We start from the raw sequence: 18,130 nt of genomic DNA, 5'->3' as shown, positions 1-18,130 counted from the left end.
CTTGTTTCATTTTTTAAACTGACCACAGAACAAAAACAAACCAAGTGATTAATAGGACTTAACATGAAAAATTATAAGCTTCTACCTCTATCCCTAGCTGTGGCTGCCGTACTCTCTTCTGCTCCTTCTTTTGCCAACGATCCAATGCCAAATCCTGAGGTGTTGGATCAAGATCAACAACCACTGGTGCTGACACCAGATATAAACGTTTCTGCGGGTATCGTATTTTCTGGTTATGCTCGCTATGGCGCAGCCTACCAAAATGGCGATGTCAAACTGGTTGAAACCAATGGCCGTTTAAACGGTAACTCAACAGGCCGTTTAGGAAACGAAGGTAACGGTGGTGAGTTCCAATTTGGTAAAGGATTCGTCAGTGACAGCGGTGCTATTTGGGATGTGGTGGTGATGTTCAACCATTGGGGTGATGAGGTGGGTGTGCCTAAAGCTTACGCTGGCGGAACCAACATTTTTGAAAGCCAACCTGAACTTTATGTATGGGCTGGTCGAGACTTTCACCAACGTATTTCAACGAATTTGAACGATTATTTTTGGATGACGCATGATGGGCAAGGTGGTGGTTTCTACAACCTTAATCTAGGAGGCATTAAATTCGACGCCAGTGTCGTCAGTGCAACGGGGGCTTCTCCTAGCGATCATCCAGATGGTAATTACGCATTGACCACCAAAATCCACGGCATTCAATTTTCTGATACAACCAATCTCAGCATTTATGCTAACTACGGCTTTGATGACAATTCGGATCCAACGGCCAAAAAACTCAACGCGTATCAAGTGGCGGGTGAATTGAAGTTTGGGGATGACCGTTTGGTGGTGCGTTATGCTGATAACGCCAAAGACAGTGTTTTTTGGAAAACAGAGAATCAATCAGCGCTGCTGGTGAGCTTTGATGGGAGTAAGGCTCTAGGTGACAATGCGGCGATTGAATACCTAGCGGCTTATCAAGCCTACGAAGATGGTGCATACAAACAGTATGACCGTACTAACTACAACGTGTTGGTTCGCCCGATGTATTTTTGGGATGAGACCAACTCAACGTGGTTAGAAGCTGGCTATGATGTTGTGGATTTTGACAACATCGACGCCACCAACTCTTCTTGGAAAGTGACACTATCGCAGAACATTTCGTTTGGTAAAGGTGCAGGCGCTCGACCAATGCTCCGTTTCTATGCCACTTTGGGTGATGCCGATAACGAAACTGTGATCGACAAAGACGGCCTATTTAAAGCCGCAAGTAACCCAGATACGGTAACGATTGGCGCGATGTGGGAAGCGTGGTGGTAACCCCATATTTGATCATTAACTGTCCATTCTTTTTCCATGGCTCGCTCGATGCCTGCCGTGGTTTTTAACCTCCAGCGATACACTTACGCTTTCGGGCCACATTAGTGGCCCTTTTTTATTTACGGTAATCGGCCACCATCTTTTTCTCTCTTCCGATTGCCATGAAACAGTTTCATGGCTGCCTGGGAAACTGCTGTGGCTTTCAATGTTTAGATAATTGTCATTTGTGTGCCTAGTTCGATGTGATTTCTCTCACGCTAAAGCGAGGGGATATCTTGAATACTAGCTCATGAAAGCGGTTTCTTGTTGGTTTTGTCAGTAATGTTGTGAGGCGAGAGTGGCGACAATTAAAGATGTGTCTGATCATGCAGGTGTATCGCAAGCGACGGTGTCGCGGGTGATTAATGGAACTAGCCGTGTTAGCCACGATAAAAAACTCAGAGTCGAAAAGGCGATTAAAGATCTTGGTTACCGCCCCAATTCTATTGCTCAAGCACTGGCCTCAAGCCGTACGGGGAGCATCGGCATCATAGTACCGGAATTAGGGGGCCCTTTTTATTCAAGCATTTTGCATAACATTGAAGAGCAACTGCGTAAGTTTGGCTACCACGTCGTCGTGACGGCAGGCTCGAACACAGAGCAAGGACAAAAAGAGTCGGTGCAATTTCTGCTAGGTCGCCGAGTCGATGCATTAATTCTTCATACCCAACATCTAACCGATGACTACTTGATTGAATTGGATCAACAAGGGGTTCATTTGGTGCTAGTGAACCGTTTTATTCCTGAAATGGCCAGCAGCTGTATTGACATTGATAACGAGATAGGTGGCTTTTTGGCGACACAGTATTTACTCAGTCAGGGTCATCAACGAATTGCTTGCATTACTGGGCCATTGGATAAATCTGATGCGCGAGGCCGTTTGCAAGGCTACCGAAAAGCGTTGGAAGAGGCTGGGCTTGACTATGAAGAAGCGCTCGTGTCTGAAGCTGGTTTTACCGAAGAATCCGGCGTCAAAGCGATGCGCAAATTACTGATGCGTCACTGTGAATTTAGCGCCGTATTTGCTTCAAACGATCATATGGCATTTGGTGCATTTGAAGAGTTGCGCCGTGTCGGGTTGCAAATACCACAACACATATCCTTGGTTGGATTTGACGATATTTTATTCGCGCGTTACCTCACCCCAGCGTTGACGACCGTGAATTTCCCTCTTGAACAGATGAGCTTAGAAGCGGTTCAGCTCGTTATTCAAAAGCTGCACAAAAACAAACGCGACGTGAACTTCAAATTATCCCCTTCGTTGGTGATACGAGACTCCGTCAAAAATTTACTCAACACCCTATAAACCTAACAATAAAGATATTAAGGATGAATCATGAAATTTAAGACCTTAGTGCTATCAAGCGCCGTGGCTTTAGGATTTTCTTCGCTTACATATGCTGCCGACCACACCATCCGTTTAGACGGTTTCCCCGACTTTGATAGCAGTTTGAAAGTCTTATTGCCGGACTTTGAACAAAAGAGTGGTATCAAGGTTGACTATTTAATGAATAACCACGGCGACCACCACACCAAGCTGACGACGAACCTTGCCACAGGATCCGGAGCGGGGGATGTGATTGTGGTTGATGTAGAGAAAATTGGCCCCTTTGTTGCCTCCGGTGGCTTAGTCAATTTGTCGGAAAAATATGGCGCGGACAAATTCCAAGACCGTTTCGCACCTTATGCTTGGGCACAAGGCAAGGGTGGTGATGGCCATATGTATGGCATTCCTGTCGACCTTGGCCCAGGCGTGATGTACTACCGAACCGATGTGTTTGAAAAGGCGGGGATTGACATCAATCAAGCGATAAAAGATTGGGACTCTTATATCAAAGCCGGTGAAATATTGAAGAAACAAAACGTACAGCTGATTGCATCCGCCGCTGATGTAGCACAAGCGATCATTTTTACCACGGTTCCTGACGGCGAAGGATTGTATTTTGATAGTAAGGGAAATTCAGTCGTCACTTCCGAACGTTTTGTACATGCATTTGAAGTGGCAAAAACGATTCGTGAAAAAGGGCTAGATGGCCGAATTTTGGCATGGTCTAACGAATGGTATGAAGGTTTCCGTAACGGCACTTTTGCCACTCAGCTTTCTGGAGCGTGGTTACTCGGACATCTGAAAAACTGGATTGCGCCAGATACAGCAGGAAAATGGGCCGTATCAAACCTTCCTGATGGTATTTACGGCAGTTGGGGCGGTTCATTTCTCTCAATCCCTACTCAATCAAAACATCAAGATGACGCGTGGAAGCTGATTGAGTACATGACAACCAACCGTGATGTGCAGCTTAAAGCGTTCGAAACGATTGCCGCGTTCCCCTCTAATGTCACGACTTACGATGACCCAATGTTCAAGGAAGAAATTGAGTTTCTAGGTGGTCAAAAAGCGCGTTTGTTGTTTGCGAATGTGGCAAAAAACATCAAACCAGTCGCGCCTGCGAAAGGCGACCATGTGGCTCGTTCTATCATCTTAGAAAATGCACTGATGGAAGTGTTGGATGAAGGCAAAGACATCAAAGCCGCACTGAAAGATGCAGAACGTTTAATTCAGCGTCGTACCCGTAATATGCAATAGCACGGTCATCATTAAAAAAGAACCGCCAGCGGTGCTGGTGGTTCACTAAGCGTAAGTTATAGAAGGCATGATGTTATGCCTAAGAGGTCGTTATTATGAATCACGTTACGAGCAACGCTGTGCAAGCGCCATCGGGTCGACGTTTTTTTTCTCACCTGAGTTTGAAAGCGCTTACACCGTACGGGTTTCTATTGCCGTTTTTGATTATTTTTTCTGTTTTTGGAGTTTTTCCTCTCCTGTTTTCTGTCTATCTCTCTTTTCATGCGTGGAACCCCGTCGAAGGGGTTGCCGCCATGAATTATGTGGGATTTGATAACTACCAAGTTGCATTGACCGACCCTTGGTTGTGGCGTTCATTAAGCAATACATTGTGGTTGGCGATAACTTCGGGCATCGCTCAACATTTAGTGGCTATTCCAGTGGCCTATATTTTGGTTTCATTGGGCGATCGGCTGCGTCATTGGCTGACATCCGCTTATTTTTTGCCATTCATTACCTCAACGGTGGCGGCGTCGCTCATCTTCTTCAATATGTATTCACCCAATTCGGGCATCATCAATCAAAGCTTAATGGCTTTAGCTGATAGCAGTGTCTTTGGCTGGGCATTTTCTTGGCTTAATGAGTATCAGCCTATCCGTTGGTTAGATGATGCCAACATGATCAAACCCTCGATTGCCATCATGGTTTTTTGGAAATACACCGGTTTTAACATCGTGTTGTACACCACAGGTTTAATGACCATTCCCAAAGAAATTTTAGAGGCCGCGCGGATGGATGGCGCTAACGCTTTTCGCCGTTTTTGGAATATCTCACTGCCGATGATTCGCCCTTTCGTTTTCTTTGCCGTCACCATGACCATCATTGGCAACTTACAACTGTTTGAAGAACCGTTTGTATTAACGCGCGGCACCGGAGGCGTAGGCCAAGCGGGCTTAACCATCTCAATGTATCTCTACAAAGTGGGTTGGGAGTGGCTAGAGATGGGCACGGCATCCGCTATTTCTTGGCTGCTGTTTGCGCTGATTGCAACTTGTACTGCGATTCAGTTTTTCTTCTTTGGTAAAAAAGGGTTGGGGGAGTAATAGCATGTCAATCCACGCTTTAAAACTCAGTGATCGCAGCATTGAACTCATCACTAAAGTAATGATGGCGCTACTGGCGGTTGTATTGATTGTCTCGGCGTTGATCACTGTTTTCCCATTTTTGTGGTCGGCGCTGCTGTCAACGCGCGATCGTACGGAAATCTTCGGTTCAGGCATCAGCTTTGCCATTGGGGATAGCTTAGCCATTAACTATGCAAAGCTGTTGCAGATTATGCCGTTTTGGCAGGCGATGTTTAACTCTATCTACATTGCCTTTTTAGGCACCACTATCTCACTGTTGTTTTGCAGTATGGGCGGTTACGCATTTGCTGTGTTTCAGTTCAAAGGTAAGAACGCGCTATTTGGCATGTTGGTGGCTTCCATGATGATCCCACCCGTCTTGAGCTTGATCCCCTATTTTATGATCGTGAAATTTCTGGGTTTGATGGATAACCACATGGCAGTTTGGCTGCCGTTTACCACTACTCCGTTCGGGATTTTTCTAATGCGCCAACACGTGATGGCCTCTATTCCTAAAGAGTTATTAGAAGCGGCCAAACTCGATGGCGCGGGAGAGTTTCGTACTTACTGGAGCGTTGTTTTGCCGTTGATGAAACCTGCATTGGCAACACTGGCGATTGTACAGTTTGTCTTTTTCTGGAACAGCTTTATGAACCCGTTAGTGGTGCTCACATCGCCAGAAAACTACGTCATTACTCAGGCGTTACGTAGCGTGCAAGGCATTCCAAATACGCCTTGGGGTGCGGTGATGCTTGGCACCACCATTTCTATATTGCCACTGGTGACTATCTATCTCTTTGCGTCCAAACAGATGATAAGCGGCTTAACATCCGGTGCAGTAAAAGGCTAATTGGCCTTTAATCCCTCATTTTAGTTACTCATGCTGGCGTGGTTTTGTTGAAAGAAGGCGCAGTGTGAAGGAGAAAAATTATGGCAAAAGTTGAATTTAAGAACATTAAGAAGTCGTTTGGTCATGTGGATGTTGTTAGGCATTTTGATTTCACGGTGAATGATGGTGAGTTTGTGGTATTTCTTGGCCCATCGGGTTGCGGAAAATCAACCACATTACGCATGCTGGCGGGTCTGGAGTCGATTACGGCCGGTGATATTTACGTTGGTGACAAGTGGATGAATAACGTAGATGCCAAAGATAGAGACTTAGCGATGGTGTTCCAAAGTTATGCGCTTTACCCACATATGAGCGTGTATGAAAACATCGCGTTTGCATTGAAGTTAAAAGGCATGCCAAAAACTGAAATCGATAAGGAAGTGCGTAAAGCGGCAAAAATGTTAGAGCTTGACCCGCTCCTTGATCGTAAGCCTAAAGAGTTATCTGGCGGTCAACGCCAACGCGTGGCGATGGGGCGTGCCATGGTGCGTACGCCAAAAGTGTTCTTGTTTGATGAGCCACTTTCTAACTTAGATGCCAAACTTCGTGGTGTGATGCGCGAAGAGATCAAGCAGTTACATCGTCAGCTTAAAACCACCACTATTTATGTTACGCATGATCAAATTGAGGCCATGACGCTTGCTGATCGCATTGTGATCCTCAAAGATGGCTATGTTGCGCAAGTCGGTACGCCAACAGAGGTATTTCAACGCCCGGCGAACAAATTTGTGGCGCAGTTTATTGGTAACCCTTCGATGAACATGCTTGATGCACAACTTATCCAGCAAGATGGCGAATGGCTTATCCAACTGGGTGACATCTTTATTCCGCTTCCCGAGCGATTTAAAGCGCATGCGTCTAAAAACCTCGCACTGCATGTCGGTATTCGCCCCACCGACATTCACTTACGCGCAGAACAAGTTAACCATGAACGTGTATTGCCAATTGCCGTCACGCTCAAAGATAAAGAGTTGCTCGGTGCGAGTATTTTGTTGAAAACCCATGTTGCAGGCCAGCCTTTGATGGTGGAAACCCAAGCGGCAGAGGTAGAGGTGACGAAGGTTACACTCTATCTCGACCTAGATGCGATTCATATTTTTGATGCGCTGAGTGAAAACTCATTGGCCAGTTTTTAATGGTGAACAAGACGATGACAATAATAAAGCAAGCCCCTTATTTCGACGTTTGGCCCAAAATAGAATCAGCAATCAAAGCTGACCCTGAAATTGAACAGCAAGTAGCAAGGATCGTCGGGTTGATGACCTTAGAAGAAAAAATTGGCCAGATTATCCAACCAGAAATCCGCGATATTACGCCGCAAGAAATCATCGATTATAAGATTGGTACGGTACTCAATGGTGGTGGCTCTTGGCCAAACAGCAATAAACATGCACCAGCCAGTGAATGGGTAGCGAAAGCCGATGAATACTGGTTTGCCGCAGAAAAAGCTTATCAAGGTCGCCCATTTCATATTCCGTTTATGTGGGGGACTGACGCAGTACACGGCCACAATAACGTCTTTGGCGCAACCGTATTTCCGCACAATATTGGGTTGGGGTGCGCGCGCAATCCTGCCTTAATTCGCAAAATTGGCCGTATTACCGCGCTGGAAATCGCCGCGACGGGTATTGATTGGACCTTTGCACCAACCGTGGCCACCCCTCGTGATTTGCGTTGGGGGCGCTGTTATGAAGGTTACTCTGAAGACCCTGAAGTGACTTATGTTTATGCCAGTGAAATGGTCGCAGGTTTGCAAGGTGACGCCATTGACTTACAAGGTGAGCATCATGTGATCTCAAACGTCAAACATTGGGTGGGCGATGGCGGCACAGTGAATGGTGTTGATCGCGGCAGCAATACTTACAGTGAAGATCTGCTGCGTAACGTGCATGCCATGGGCTATTTCAGTGGCCTTAATGCCGGTGCGCAAGTGGTGATGTCTTCATTTAATTCGTGGGATAACCAAGCGAACTACGATCACGCACCGCACATTTCAGGTGATTACAACCTCAAAATTCATGGCAGTAAGTACCTACTCACTGATGTTTTGAAAGATCAAATGGGCTTTGATGGATTAGTTGTAACCGATTGGCATGGTCATTCTGAAGTCAGTAAATGTACCGATGGTAATGCGACTTACGCTATCAATGCGGGTAACGATATTTTAATGATCCCTATCCGTGAGCATTGGCAATCGGCCTATCGTCAGGCGGTGAGCGATGCCAAAAGTGGAGTACTGAGCCAGAGCCGAATTGATGATGCTGTGACGCGTATTTTACGGGTGAAAATGCGCGCGGGTTTATGGAAAAAACCGCATCCTTCAGCGCGAGCTTTGGCTGGTCAGCAGTCACTGATTGGTTGCTCTGAACATCGTGCTATCGCTCGCCAAGCCGTGCAGCAATCGATGGTACTGTTGAAAAATAACAAGGGTATTTTACCGCTCAAACGTGGGTGCAAGGTTGTGTTAACGGGCAGCGGTGCCAATGATTTGCAAAAGCAAGCGGGCGGGTGGAACCTCACTTGGCAAGGGGATGAAAATAACTTAGCCGATTTCCCCGGAGCCACCACAGTGAAAATGGCGTTAGAAGCCGAATTGGGCATAGATAATGTTTGCTACGATCCAGAATTAGCAGGTGATTGGCAAGCGGGTGATATTGCGGTTGTGGTGTTTGGTGAAGATCCTTATTCTGAAATGATGGGTGACATCAAAGCGTGGCAATCTTTGGAGTTTTCAACCTTGAAACGTCGCTACCGAGCAGATAGCGAAAAAATCAAAGCATTTCATAAGCGCGGCGTAAAAGTGGTATCGATTTTCTTTAGCGGTCGTCCACTGTTTGTCAATGAAGAAATATCCTTGTCTGATGCTTTTGTTGCGGCATTTTTACCCGGCAGCGAAGGACGTGGCATTACTGATGTTTTAGTGGCTAAAGAGAATGGTGAAGTTAATATCGACTTCTCTGGTACCTTGTCATTCAGTTGGCCCAATAAAAAGCGCAGCACCTGTGTGAACCGTATTCCTCCTCATATTCCCAATTATGTCGTGCCTGAATGTGAGCAGTCTCCTGTTGGGGAACATGCTCCTTTATTTGAATACGGTTATGGGCTTAATTACGCTGAAAAAAAACAAACTCGAGATTTGGATAACCTTGATTTAGATATCGACTCAGAAGAAGCAAAATGGCAAGCAACACGTGCAGAGCATCTGTATGGCATTATGGCGACGATAGGCGATTATCAACTTAAAGTGTCGGATGCTGAACATTGGATGGGCGTGGATGTCTCACGCAACAACGTGATGAAACTCGGTGCTGTCCGAACTAAGCCGTATAACTACCAGCAGCAGCAAGACGCCGTTGAGGTAGAAATTCTGGGGGGTGGAGCAATGGTTTATGCGCAAACGGGGCTAGGGCAAGCGGAAGATTTCAGCCATTACGATAATGCGCATGGTGTGGTCAGTTTTGAGATTAAAGTGCTCAGAGCGGCAACAGAACCTGTTTATTTGGCACTGCAACGCGCCGTTGTTCCTGGATGTTTGGGGGATATTGATAACGTGGTTAAAGTGGACGTCAGCCACTACTTTTCCACCATCAATGATAGCTTTGCGCGCGTGAACATTGCTTGTTCACATTTCTCTGAGCAGGGATTAAGTTTTACTCATCTCGACACGCCCTTCTCATTATTTACTAATGGTGAGTGTCAATTTGTGATCGCCAATATATGTTGGGATACACAGTAAAAAGAAACGATAGACTCCTTCTCTGTGTGGAGAAGGAGTGCTTCTAAAGGGCCAAACATCGCCATGAGAAAATCAAAGAAAGCACCCACTGTTTATGATGTCGCTAAGCTTGCCGAAGTTTCGGCAAGCACTGTCTCTCGTTTTTTGAATCGCACAACTTACGTATCGGATGAAAAAAGCCAAAATATTGAACGTGCAATTAAAACCCTTGGCTACAAACCTAGTTACCCAACCAGTCATCTAGGCAATAAGCGTTCGATGACTATTGGTGTATTAGTGCAGCACGCAGAGAGCCCTCACACCAGTCGAATTCTGAATGACATGGAGAAGGTATTAATGACCCAAGGGTATTCACTGGTGATTGCCACAGGTCAGTGGCAGAAAAACTTGGAAGCACATGCACTGGAGTATCTTGCTAGAAGCAATGTCGATGGAATGATCATAGTGACGGGCAGTTTAAAAAGCGATCAAATCCTCAAATATGCTCAATCGATTCCCATCATTGCTGTCGGCCACCAAATTGTTAGTAATAATGTACGTTGCATTAATGTGGACAATGTACTCGGCGGTTATATTGCCACCTTGCACCTATTGCAATTAGGGCACGTGAACATTGCTCATATAAAAGGGCTCGCTAATCAGCCTGATTCAACCGCCCGTTTCACTGGCTACCAAAAAGCGCTTCGTGAAGCGGGAATTAAGCCTATGCCTAAACTCATTAAACAAGGTGACTTTAGCTCTGAATGTGGGTATGAAAAGACGGTTGAACTGTTGCAGTCTAAAGTCCATTTCTCGGCGATTTTTGCTGCTAATGATCAAACGGCTTATGGTGCCATTAAGGCGTTAACTGATCACGGTGTGCGAGTGCCAGATGATGTTTCAGTGATTGGTTTTGATGACTTACCTGTCTCTCAGTATTTCACTCCGGCCCTAACGACATTGCGTCAACCAATTGAAGAGATCGGTGCGGTGTGCGCGCATTCCATTCTCAACTTGCTCAGTGGTGAGAGGCACGATGCTAGGTTACCCCCTATCGATTTAATTGTGCGAGAGTCCACAAAGTCTATCTATCGTTAATAAAAAGCCCTCGTGAGAGGGCTGTTTTATCCGAGTGAAATTAGTGATCGATCATATCAGCCAAAATCATGGCTGCGTGGGTTCCCACCACACCTGAATCGAAACCGTACATGTGGCTATACTTGTTCGCCATTGCGGTATGTACATTGTTAGTGATCTCATCTTGCCAGCGTTTGAACCAAACGAAGTGGTTTCCGTCACTCAAAACTGGAGTGTAGGGCGCGACTTCTAGCTGCTTGCCCACTTCAGTTCTGATGTCCGCAATATATTCCAGCAGATCTTTCACATCCTGTTTTGAACCGATATTGCCATGGCCGCCGTTAATAAAGTCCCACTGTTTGCTGAGTGGTGTGCTCAGAAGGCTTTGTAGATCCTCTTCGTAACCGTGGAAATGCTCTGCTCCCGCGAAATTATAAAACGGCAGTTGATCAGGGTTAATCATGTCTGCAAAATGCAGCACACGATCACTTGGGATAAGAATCATCGTGTTATCCGGTGTATGGCCAGAGCCTTCTGGTGCCATCATCTTTAACTTCATTGAGCCAAATTTGACCGTTTGAGGTTTTTTCAAATCGTATACCTCATTTGGCGCTGGAACTTTAGGCGTTTTCACACCGTTTTCGCCCACTTCAGCGTGGTGGTTGATCTTGTCTGCAACGGTTTGACTAGCAATAACACGGACATTATCCACCTTTGGATAATTTTTCTTAATCAAGTCAACCAGTTGGTTACCACCACCTACATGATCTAGGTGGTAGTGCGAATACATAATGGTAGTAATTGGTTTATTGGTGATGGATTTAACTCCTTTAAAAAGAGCATCAATGCGGCCATCGCCTAGCGGATCAATCAACAATACTGAGTCTTCATTAACTACAACCGTAGCGTTGTAATAATTAACCCCGATCCAATAGGTATTTTTGCCCAATTTTTGAACGGTGGCTTTACTCTCATCAAATTGGCGCTCATACAGGTTATTGATTTTCTGTCCCAGTTTCAGAGACTGAGTGGCAGAGGGCTCAACTACGATTTTCGCTGTGTCTTGAACGGTTTCACCAGGAAAAAAAATCGCATGTTGGTTGTCGTGGTCATGGCCTTTCGCATTTACATTAAAAGTAAACAGTGCAGCAGCAATAGGGGCTAAAACTAGGGTGGATAGTTTCATTTTTTATCTCCTCAATCAGGTGAGGAGAAGATAAATGAAAAACAAACATATCAAAAATGCATGCTTGTTATAGTATATAGATCATTTACGCACGAAATTATTAGGTGATGGTATGGTCGCCCCCGAAATCAATTTGCGCAGCATTGACTTAAATTTATTGACGATTTTAGAAAAGCTATTAATTCATAAGCATATTAGTCAGGCCGCTCAAGTATTAAACATGAGTCAGCCAGCAGTCAGTCGAGCTCTGATGCGCTTGCGTGAACAATTTGGTGATCCATTGCTGGTGAAGGTGAAAAATGAGTACCGTTTGACTGTAAAAGGTGAGCGCCTTTATAGCGAATTGGAAATATCACTCAATACCATTCGTCATATGTTGGTAGATGACGAGTTTGACCCCCGGCAATACTCAGGCGTGTTCACTATAGGGGCGCTGGATTTCGAAATGATGATGATTGTGCCGAAATTGTTGGCGCGTTTTCAACAGCGTGCTCCAAACTTGAAATTACAAATTGTGTCTTACAACTCGTTTATGCCGCTGCATGATTACTTGGAAAAGGTGGCGGATTTATTACTGTATTCCACCGATGAGTCACCCACTAACGTGTTTAAACAGCGTTTATTTAATGATAACTATGCCGTAGTGATGTGTTGCCAGCATAAATGGGCTCATCAGCCTATGACGTTAGAGCGCTATTGCCAGAGCCGACATCTAATCATCTCCGGTAATGGCTTGGGCAAAACGGATATGGATCATGAGCTGAAAAGACTGGGTTATCAGCGCGAAGTGGTGGCATCTTTGCCACATTTTTCGATGGTGCCGGAGTTATTGATTAACACTGATCTGATTGCCACTTTACCAAGACGTCTGGTCTCTCACCTAGGTAGACGTTATGACATCACGGTGGCCGATTTACCGTTTCACACTGCCGACTTTCGAGTTGAACAATTTTGGCATCTCATTCATCACAATAGCCCAATCCACCAGTGGGTGAGGCAGGAAATAAAAAATATGGTGGATGAAGAAATCGGGGAATCGGTGTGAGGCGACTTTATTGAGCCGCCTCTTTCTTTAGCGGATTCTAACTGGGAATATCGCAATAAATTTGAAGCCTCACACAATCGGCAGCGTAAGACTGCTTGTTAAATATAAGATACAGAGTAGGGCAAAATATAGCGATATTCCACCATATTGCTACTCCTTACTTACTTTAAACAAAGCCAAGTTAAAAACTTAAGCACCACTATAGCAGGCTGCATTGAAATCAAAAGGCTGTTTCTGCTTTCTGAAAATATGAACGTTTGGATCTGTATCAAGACCCAGCTCAGTCCACGTGCTAGAAATACCAGGCTTATTCGCTTTATTAGTAACAATGTCTTCGCTAACCAAAACGTTAATACGCTGCTCTTTCGAGAGAACGTAAGCAGTATGCCGCACACAACAATCACTGTTAAACCCCATGATGACTGCACTATCAATTTGGTTTTGGTTAATAAATTGAATGATTTTACTTTGAGAGCTGGTATCAATTTCAACCGTTTCTTTCACTACATAATGGTATCGTTCAGGTCCAAACTTATACATTTCAGATTTGAGCTTTTTAAAGGTCGGGTTGTGTTCAAGATAACGGCTTCTGTCTCCACCATAGTTATCTCGTAATGAAAAACGGTCAATGTAGTTGATATCAAAGACGTGAAGCTTGTTTTTGTTGGCAAACTTCAACATTTCTATTTGGTTTTTCCAAATTTTTTTATTGCCTGGTGCTTGTGCTGGTAACCAAGGCAACTTTGATGTCGTTTCTTGCATGTCAATCATGAGGATAACGGGTTTATCCCCCCTGTCTATACGAGACAATATGTCATTTTTTAAAGCCTCTACATCTGCCCATGATTGCGTTGAAGAAAGGATTAAGCTGAAGGTAAGCAGGGCTCGTGTTGTCAAAAACTTCTTATTCATAGTGTGTATTGGTTTCATGGTTTTATTCCTACAAATACTTAGGGTTGTTAGGACTGAGATCACAAGCCACTTTACGGTCACTTTGCTGTTTCACAGCCCATTCAATGGATGCTTGTACTTCCAATTGTTGACTTGTGAGTGATGACATTAATTCATGTATAGGAGCAATCCACTCAAGTAAACTGTCGCTATTTATATCTAATAGTGCTTCTTTGACAGGAGTAAAATTGATGTAGCACTCACGTCCTGGTTGGTTGTTAAGTTGATTTGACGCATTAGCCAGAGCAGAAAATCTTTCATTGAGAACGGATTGAGGATCAAAGAGCGCTCGCAGTGAAGAGTCTAACTTTTGGTCATAATTGTATGGGGGGAGGTGAGAGATTGTATAACGAAGAACATTGCCAGGAAGCTCTTCAGTAAAGAGAACATCATTTGGCATGTCGTTGGCATGTCCGGTAGAGGTGTGCTGCTGGTGGACGATGGCTGCATATCGATGGAAGTCCCCTATCTGAGAGATAAGCCAGTCTGTGCCTTTTTGTTTTGATTGATTTATTGCTTCAATCATCTCTCTTTTTAGGATCTCTTTGGCTATTTGAAGCGAGTTTCCGGAAAGAGAAGCCAAATCCAAAGTTGAGTTTTTTAAGGCTGAAGCCATTAAAGGGGCATGCTTTTCTAAGTCAAAGCTGCCAGGGTGCGCATAGCTCAAAAATTGAGTCAGTTGAATCGCTTGCCACTCGCTTTCTAGGGCTTGAGGAATAAGCTCAGCAAGTTTGATTTCTCTGTATCTTGATACAGAGCTTGAATAATCCGCAAACCACCGACTAATGTCGGATAAAGAGGAGTGTTGAGAGATGTTTTGCCTCTCTAAGTATCCGGCATTCCATCCTTGACAATTATGTGGACACTCATCTTTTATCTGCGCATCGGAACCGAACAACCATTTGTGCACTAAAGCGCTGTCTTTTTTTGCATTATTTTTGGCGGCCTGCTGCTGCGAATAGTGAGTGATTTGTTGTTCAAACCATTGTTCTTCTTGATTCGCATCCCAGCCTATGCTGATCAAATTCAAGATGGCTGCGTCGAACTTTGTATGAAAACTTTGGCGTGGCTGAGAAGTGATTTGGCTGATAACTGCGTCTTTTGCTGGTTCAAATTTTCGTGTTTCAGCCGGTATCCATTCGTATTTTCTACATCCCTGGAAGTTAGGATCACCAGCCAATACTCCAAATGAGGTGCATTTTCTATAGCCTTCATTCAAGACGAGGGTTTTTGTTTTGAGCTCATCAGCCGTTGCTGGACGGTAAAGAACACTACGCGCCATTTCATCGATCGCATATCGGCTAGCTTGATCTTTAAAAAATTGAGTTGATTTTTCTAGAGCACCAGAATCAAACAAACGATCAACGGCTTGTCGGCCATCGATTATTATCTGCTTCTTAAGTGCTGAACTGATGTGCTCAAGATGTTCGCTTGCTGTATTTGCTATCTGCTTCTTGGTCGACAAAACGGTTTTAAAGGCCTGCGTAAACGCCTGTTGATCAATATGCCCAGTACGTAACTCATCTAGACGCTGCACAACACCGCTTAATACACTTTGCTGGCAGAGTTGTAAGTTAGTAAGTGCTCCATTAGCTTCTGAGGTCGATGGAGTGCTTGAAGAGCTATTGGAGTTTGAATTGGTATAAAGCGATGCAATCACTCGAGTTTCTGCATCACAAGCGCTAGTTAAGTCGCTAGGAAACAAGCGCGAGCCATTATGGTCAAACGAAAGAAGCGTATAAACATACTTATGTAACTCTTGATCGAGTGCGCTAATAAGCTCGTTAGACAATTTAGCTTGTGCGTAAACCATTTCCTGATAATGGTATTGATATTTAAGAGTGATATCTTTTGCGTACGCACCGACTATTTCAGTGACTAAATCCGCTTGTTTACTGGCGAGCTCTGCCCAATGTTTCTTGTTTCTTAAATCTTGCTGGGTGGCAATATCGTTGTGTATGTTGAAACTGTAATGTTGACCACTTGAAATGGCATCCCAGCGGTGACTTAATATCACTCGGTCTATTTCTCTTTCGGGTAGTTTGAGTACACCAAACCAATCCACTAGCCCCATAACCGTTGCAAATCGATCATAAGAAGTTTGGGATTCATCTTTAAATGTATTACCTATCTCTTTTGCCCATAACCCTACCGCCGCAGCATCTCCAATAGGGCCAAGTACTTCAAGAGCGCTGGTGGCGAATTTTGAACTTGTTCTACCTAGTGTTTGCAGCAGTCTCTTTGCTGCGTCTGCTTCTATGGTAAGTGTTGAGCTAGGGCCTAGATCCAGTAAGGAAGAAGATTTTGAATACAGCTCATTAGCTTCAATAATTGAAGGTTTTAATTCAGTGAAGTGTTCTGGCGTGGAAGAAAAAAGTGCGTCAACTGTAATGTCGTCACTAAATAAGGAATAATTATCTTTGCGTAATGCCCTCATGGAGTCGTTATCGAGGACGTTGATTTCATCCCCGATTCGGCAAATCTCAAAGGCAGTAGTGGATGTAGTAAAAAATGCACTTACGAGCAGCAGTTTGGGCAACTTCATATCTCAATCCTTTGTTGGCTGTTATTTATTATTAAACGTTACTGAAATGTTTATTAATTCCTAACAAGGACCAAGTCTAGTGAATTATCATAAGTAAGATTAATTTTATGAATTAATATCACAGAAGGTGAATTATTAATTAGTGTTATAGAGTGTTTTTAAAAGTGGATCTATTTTCCAGTTAAATAACTCATAGATAAATACCGTACGAATGATTTAATTAGAAAATTAACGCATGTGATAATTGTAGTCTGATAATATGCACAAATGACATATGGGCTATATCATTTGTGCATTGTTAATGTTGATTTAATTCATCTATTTTTATCGGAAATAATAAATATTAGCATCACATAGTTAAGATTATTTTCACTATCTTTAATTCGTAAAAGCTAATGCACGGTGGTTTAATTACTGTCGTGCTGTAAAATAATGATTTTATATAGCGTAACCATCTTATGAATATCGATAGGTTGCGTGAGTTTTTTTAGTGAAAAGCTATGTAAGCACTGGAGAATTTATTTTTGTCGTTTACTTTAAAAGATCATAAAATTAAGAGGAAATTTAAATGGAAAATAAAAAATATACAAAACCAATATTAATTGGCTTGACCTTGGTGGGAGGTGGCTATTCATTGCCTGCTAGTGCTGTTGAAGGTAATGATGTCTTACCAAGTGATGCGCCATACATGGTTTATTTAAAAGACGCACATTGCACTGGTACGCTGATTGCGCCAAAAACAGTACTTACCGCACTCCATTGTGTCGCACTTGGCGCTCAAAAAGATAATCATGCGTATCTTTTACATTCAAGAGCTCAAGAGCTTGACGAGAATGGCCGTATACCGCACCTAGGTATTAAAATCAAAATAGTAGAAACCTATACAGCTAATCACTTATTCGAACGCCAAGATGGATTTGATGATATAGCTATCGTAGAACTTGAAAGCATGCCAGAGGGGGTTACGTTTTTACCTGTCGCAAATCAGTCAATTCCTCTCGGTGCAGAAGTGTTCCCCATCGGCTATTCAACCTCAAACCTAAAGCGTATGCCTATTCCCGCTATTGTTGCTGCAAAGGAACATTCTCCAGATTATGAGCGTGAAGTGGAGATGGCTCAATGCCATAGCTCTAAATATTTTTCAAACAACTTTTTTACTCAGGAATATTCTCAAATAGCTCAAGAAAGTTGTGATTGGGCTGAAAGGGGTTATGAACATAGACAGGAACATGGGATCTATAAGCCTAACCGTTATTCTATTGCTATTGAAAATCCACCATTAGATTCTTCAGATTCTAGATTTAATGTCAATGAATTTGGTACTGTACTAACGAAATATTCTACTTTTAGGGGGGATAGCGGTGGCCCTTTAATTTACCAAGGAAAGGTATATGGTGTTGTCAGTACGGGAGTGAATTCCTATTCTCAGGTGCATAATCAGGCGACATTCTATGCTGGTTTTACCAGACCTGGAGTATTTAATTGGATAGTTGATACAGTGAAAAAAATTCAAAATAAATCTATGGAAAAAAATGTGAGTACGGCAGTGCATGATGCCCCAATTGTATTCCCAATAGATTAGCTATCCCTACAAAATAGAAGCGGTAATAATTTATAAACACTGCTTTTATTTTTTAAACTGACTAGCCCTCGTTAGGGCTAGTAGGACATAAAATTATAACCGTCGGAATTGG

At 43.7% G+C, this 18,130-nt stretch carries 13 protein-coding genes; 10 read left to right on the top strand and 3 right to left on the bottom strand.

Annotation, left to right across the window (positions count from 1 at the left end; genetic code table 11):
• The first annotated feature begins 63 nt into the window (after positions 1–63).
• The 8 genes from AACQ21_RS04785 to AACQ21_RS04750 all read left to right on the top strand — a co-directional run bounded on the left by AACQ21_RS04785 (position 64) and on the right by AACQ21_RS04750 (position 10,730).
• Positions 64–1,302, top strand: a complete 1,239-nt coding sequence (locus AACQ21_RS04785; RefSeq protein ID WP_105976814.1) for a carbohydrate porin — start codon at positions 64–66, stop codon at positions 1,300–1,302.
• A gap of 337 nt (positions 1,303–1,639) precedes the next feature.
• Positions 1,640–2,647 (top strand): LacI family DNA-binding transcriptional regulator, encoded by a 1,008-nt coding sequence (locus tag AACQ21_RS04780; protein ID WP_017050242.1) that lies wholly within the window; start codon positions 1,640–1,642, stop codon positions 2,645–2,647.
• A gap of 30 nt (positions 2,648–2,677) precedes the next feature.
• Positions 2,678–3,925, top strand: coding sequence for an extracellular solute-binding protein (locus tag AACQ21_RS04775; RefSeq protein WP_064626495.1), 1,248 nt, complete (start codon positions 2,678–2,680; stop codon positions 3,923–3,925).
• 95 nt (positions 3,926–4,020) lie between these two features.
• Entirely contained in the window at positions 4,021–5,007 is a 987-nt protein-coding gene (locus tag AACQ21_RS04770) for a carbohydrate ABC transporter permease (protein WP_105976813.1), read from the top strand.
• A gap of 4 nt (positions 5,008–5,011) precedes the next feature.
• A complete protein-coding gene (locus AACQ21_RS04765; protein WP_017044900.1) occupies positions 5,012–5,878 on the top strand; it encodes a carbohydrate ABC transporter permease in 867 nt (288 codons plus the stop codon).
• Positions 5,879–5,958: 80 nt separating this feature from the next.
• Entirely contained in the window at positions 5,959–7,053 is a 1,095-nt protein-coding gene (locus AACQ21_RS04760; RefSeq protein WP_013868152.1) for an ABC transporter ATP-binding protein, read from the top strand.
• Positions 7,053–9,653, top strand: a complete 2,601-nt coding sequence (locus AACQ21_RS04755) for a glycoside hydrolase family 3 protein (protein WP_105976812.1) — start codon at positions 7,053–7,055, stop codon at positions 9,651–9,653. Before AACQ21_RS04760 ends, AACQ21_RS04755 begins: the two co-directional genes overlap by 1 nt.
• Before the next feature lie 63 nt (positions 9,654–9,716).
• Positions 9,717–10,730 (top strand): LacI family DNA-binding transcriptional regulator, encoded by a 1,014-nt coding sequence (locus tag AACQ21_RS04750; RefSeq protein WP_026027775.1) that lies wholly within the window; start codon positions 9,717–9,719, stop codon positions 10,728–10,730.
• 40 nt (positions 10,731–10,770) lie between these two features.
• Here AACQ21_RS04750 and AACQ21_RS04745 read toward each other — a convergent pair whose 3' ends face one another.
• The gene (locus AACQ21_RS04745) at positions 10,771–11,895 is read right to left on the bottom strand and encodes a VarG family subclass B1-like metallo-beta-lactamase (RefSeq protein WP_105976811.1); all 1,125 of its coding nucleotides are present in this window, start codon (positions 11,893–11,895) and stop codon (positions 10,771–10,773) included.
• Positions 11,896–12,007: 112 nt separating this feature from the next.
• Between AACQ21_RS04745 and AACQ21_RS04740 the strand changes: the two genes are divergently transcribed.
• Complete coding sequence (locus AACQ21_RS04740) at positions 12,008–12,940, top strand: LysR family transcriptional regulator (RefSeq protein ID WP_105976810.1); 933 nt, start codon at positions 12,008–12,010, stop codon at positions 12,938–12,940.
• A gap of 189 nt (positions 12,941–13,129) precedes the next feature.
• Here AACQ21_RS04740 and AACQ21_RS04735 read toward each other — a convergent pair whose 3' ends face one another.
• Both AACQ21_RS04735 and AACQ21_RS04730 read right to left on the bottom strand, forming a co-directional pair.
• Positions 13,130–13,870 (bottom strand): cysteine hydrolase, encoded by a 741-nt coding sequence (locus AACQ21_RS04735; protein ID WP_258174207.1) that lies wholly within the window; start codon positions 13,868–13,870, stop codon positions 13,130–13,132.
• A 10-nt stretch (positions 13,871–13,880) separates the two neighbouring features.
• Positions 13,881–16,436, bottom strand: a complete 2,556-nt coding sequence (locus AACQ21_RS04730; RefSeq protein ID WP_105976809.1) for a hypothetical protein — start codon at positions 16,434–16,436, stop codon at positions 13,881–13,883.
• Positions 16,437–17,004: 568 nt separating this feature from the next.
• On the opposite strand from AACQ21_RS04730, the gene AACQ21_RS04725 reads away from it, so the two are divergent.
• Positions 17,005–18,018, top strand: a complete 1,014-nt coding sequence (locus AACQ21_RS04725) for a trypsin-like serine protease (RefSeq protein WP_105976808.1) — start codon at positions 17,005–17,007, stop codon at positions 18,016–18,018.
• Positions 18,019–18,130 lie beyond the last annotated feature (112 nt).

This window comes from Vibrio sp. V01_P9A10T6 (assembly GCF_963877065.1).
Classification (GTDB): Bacteria; Pseudomonadota; Gammaproteobacteria; order Enterobacterales; family Vibrionaceae; genus Vibrio; species Vibrio anguillarum.
The sequence above is the reverse complement of the archived record's forward strand: the minus strand, read 5'-3'. Positions and strand labels throughout refer to the sequence as shown.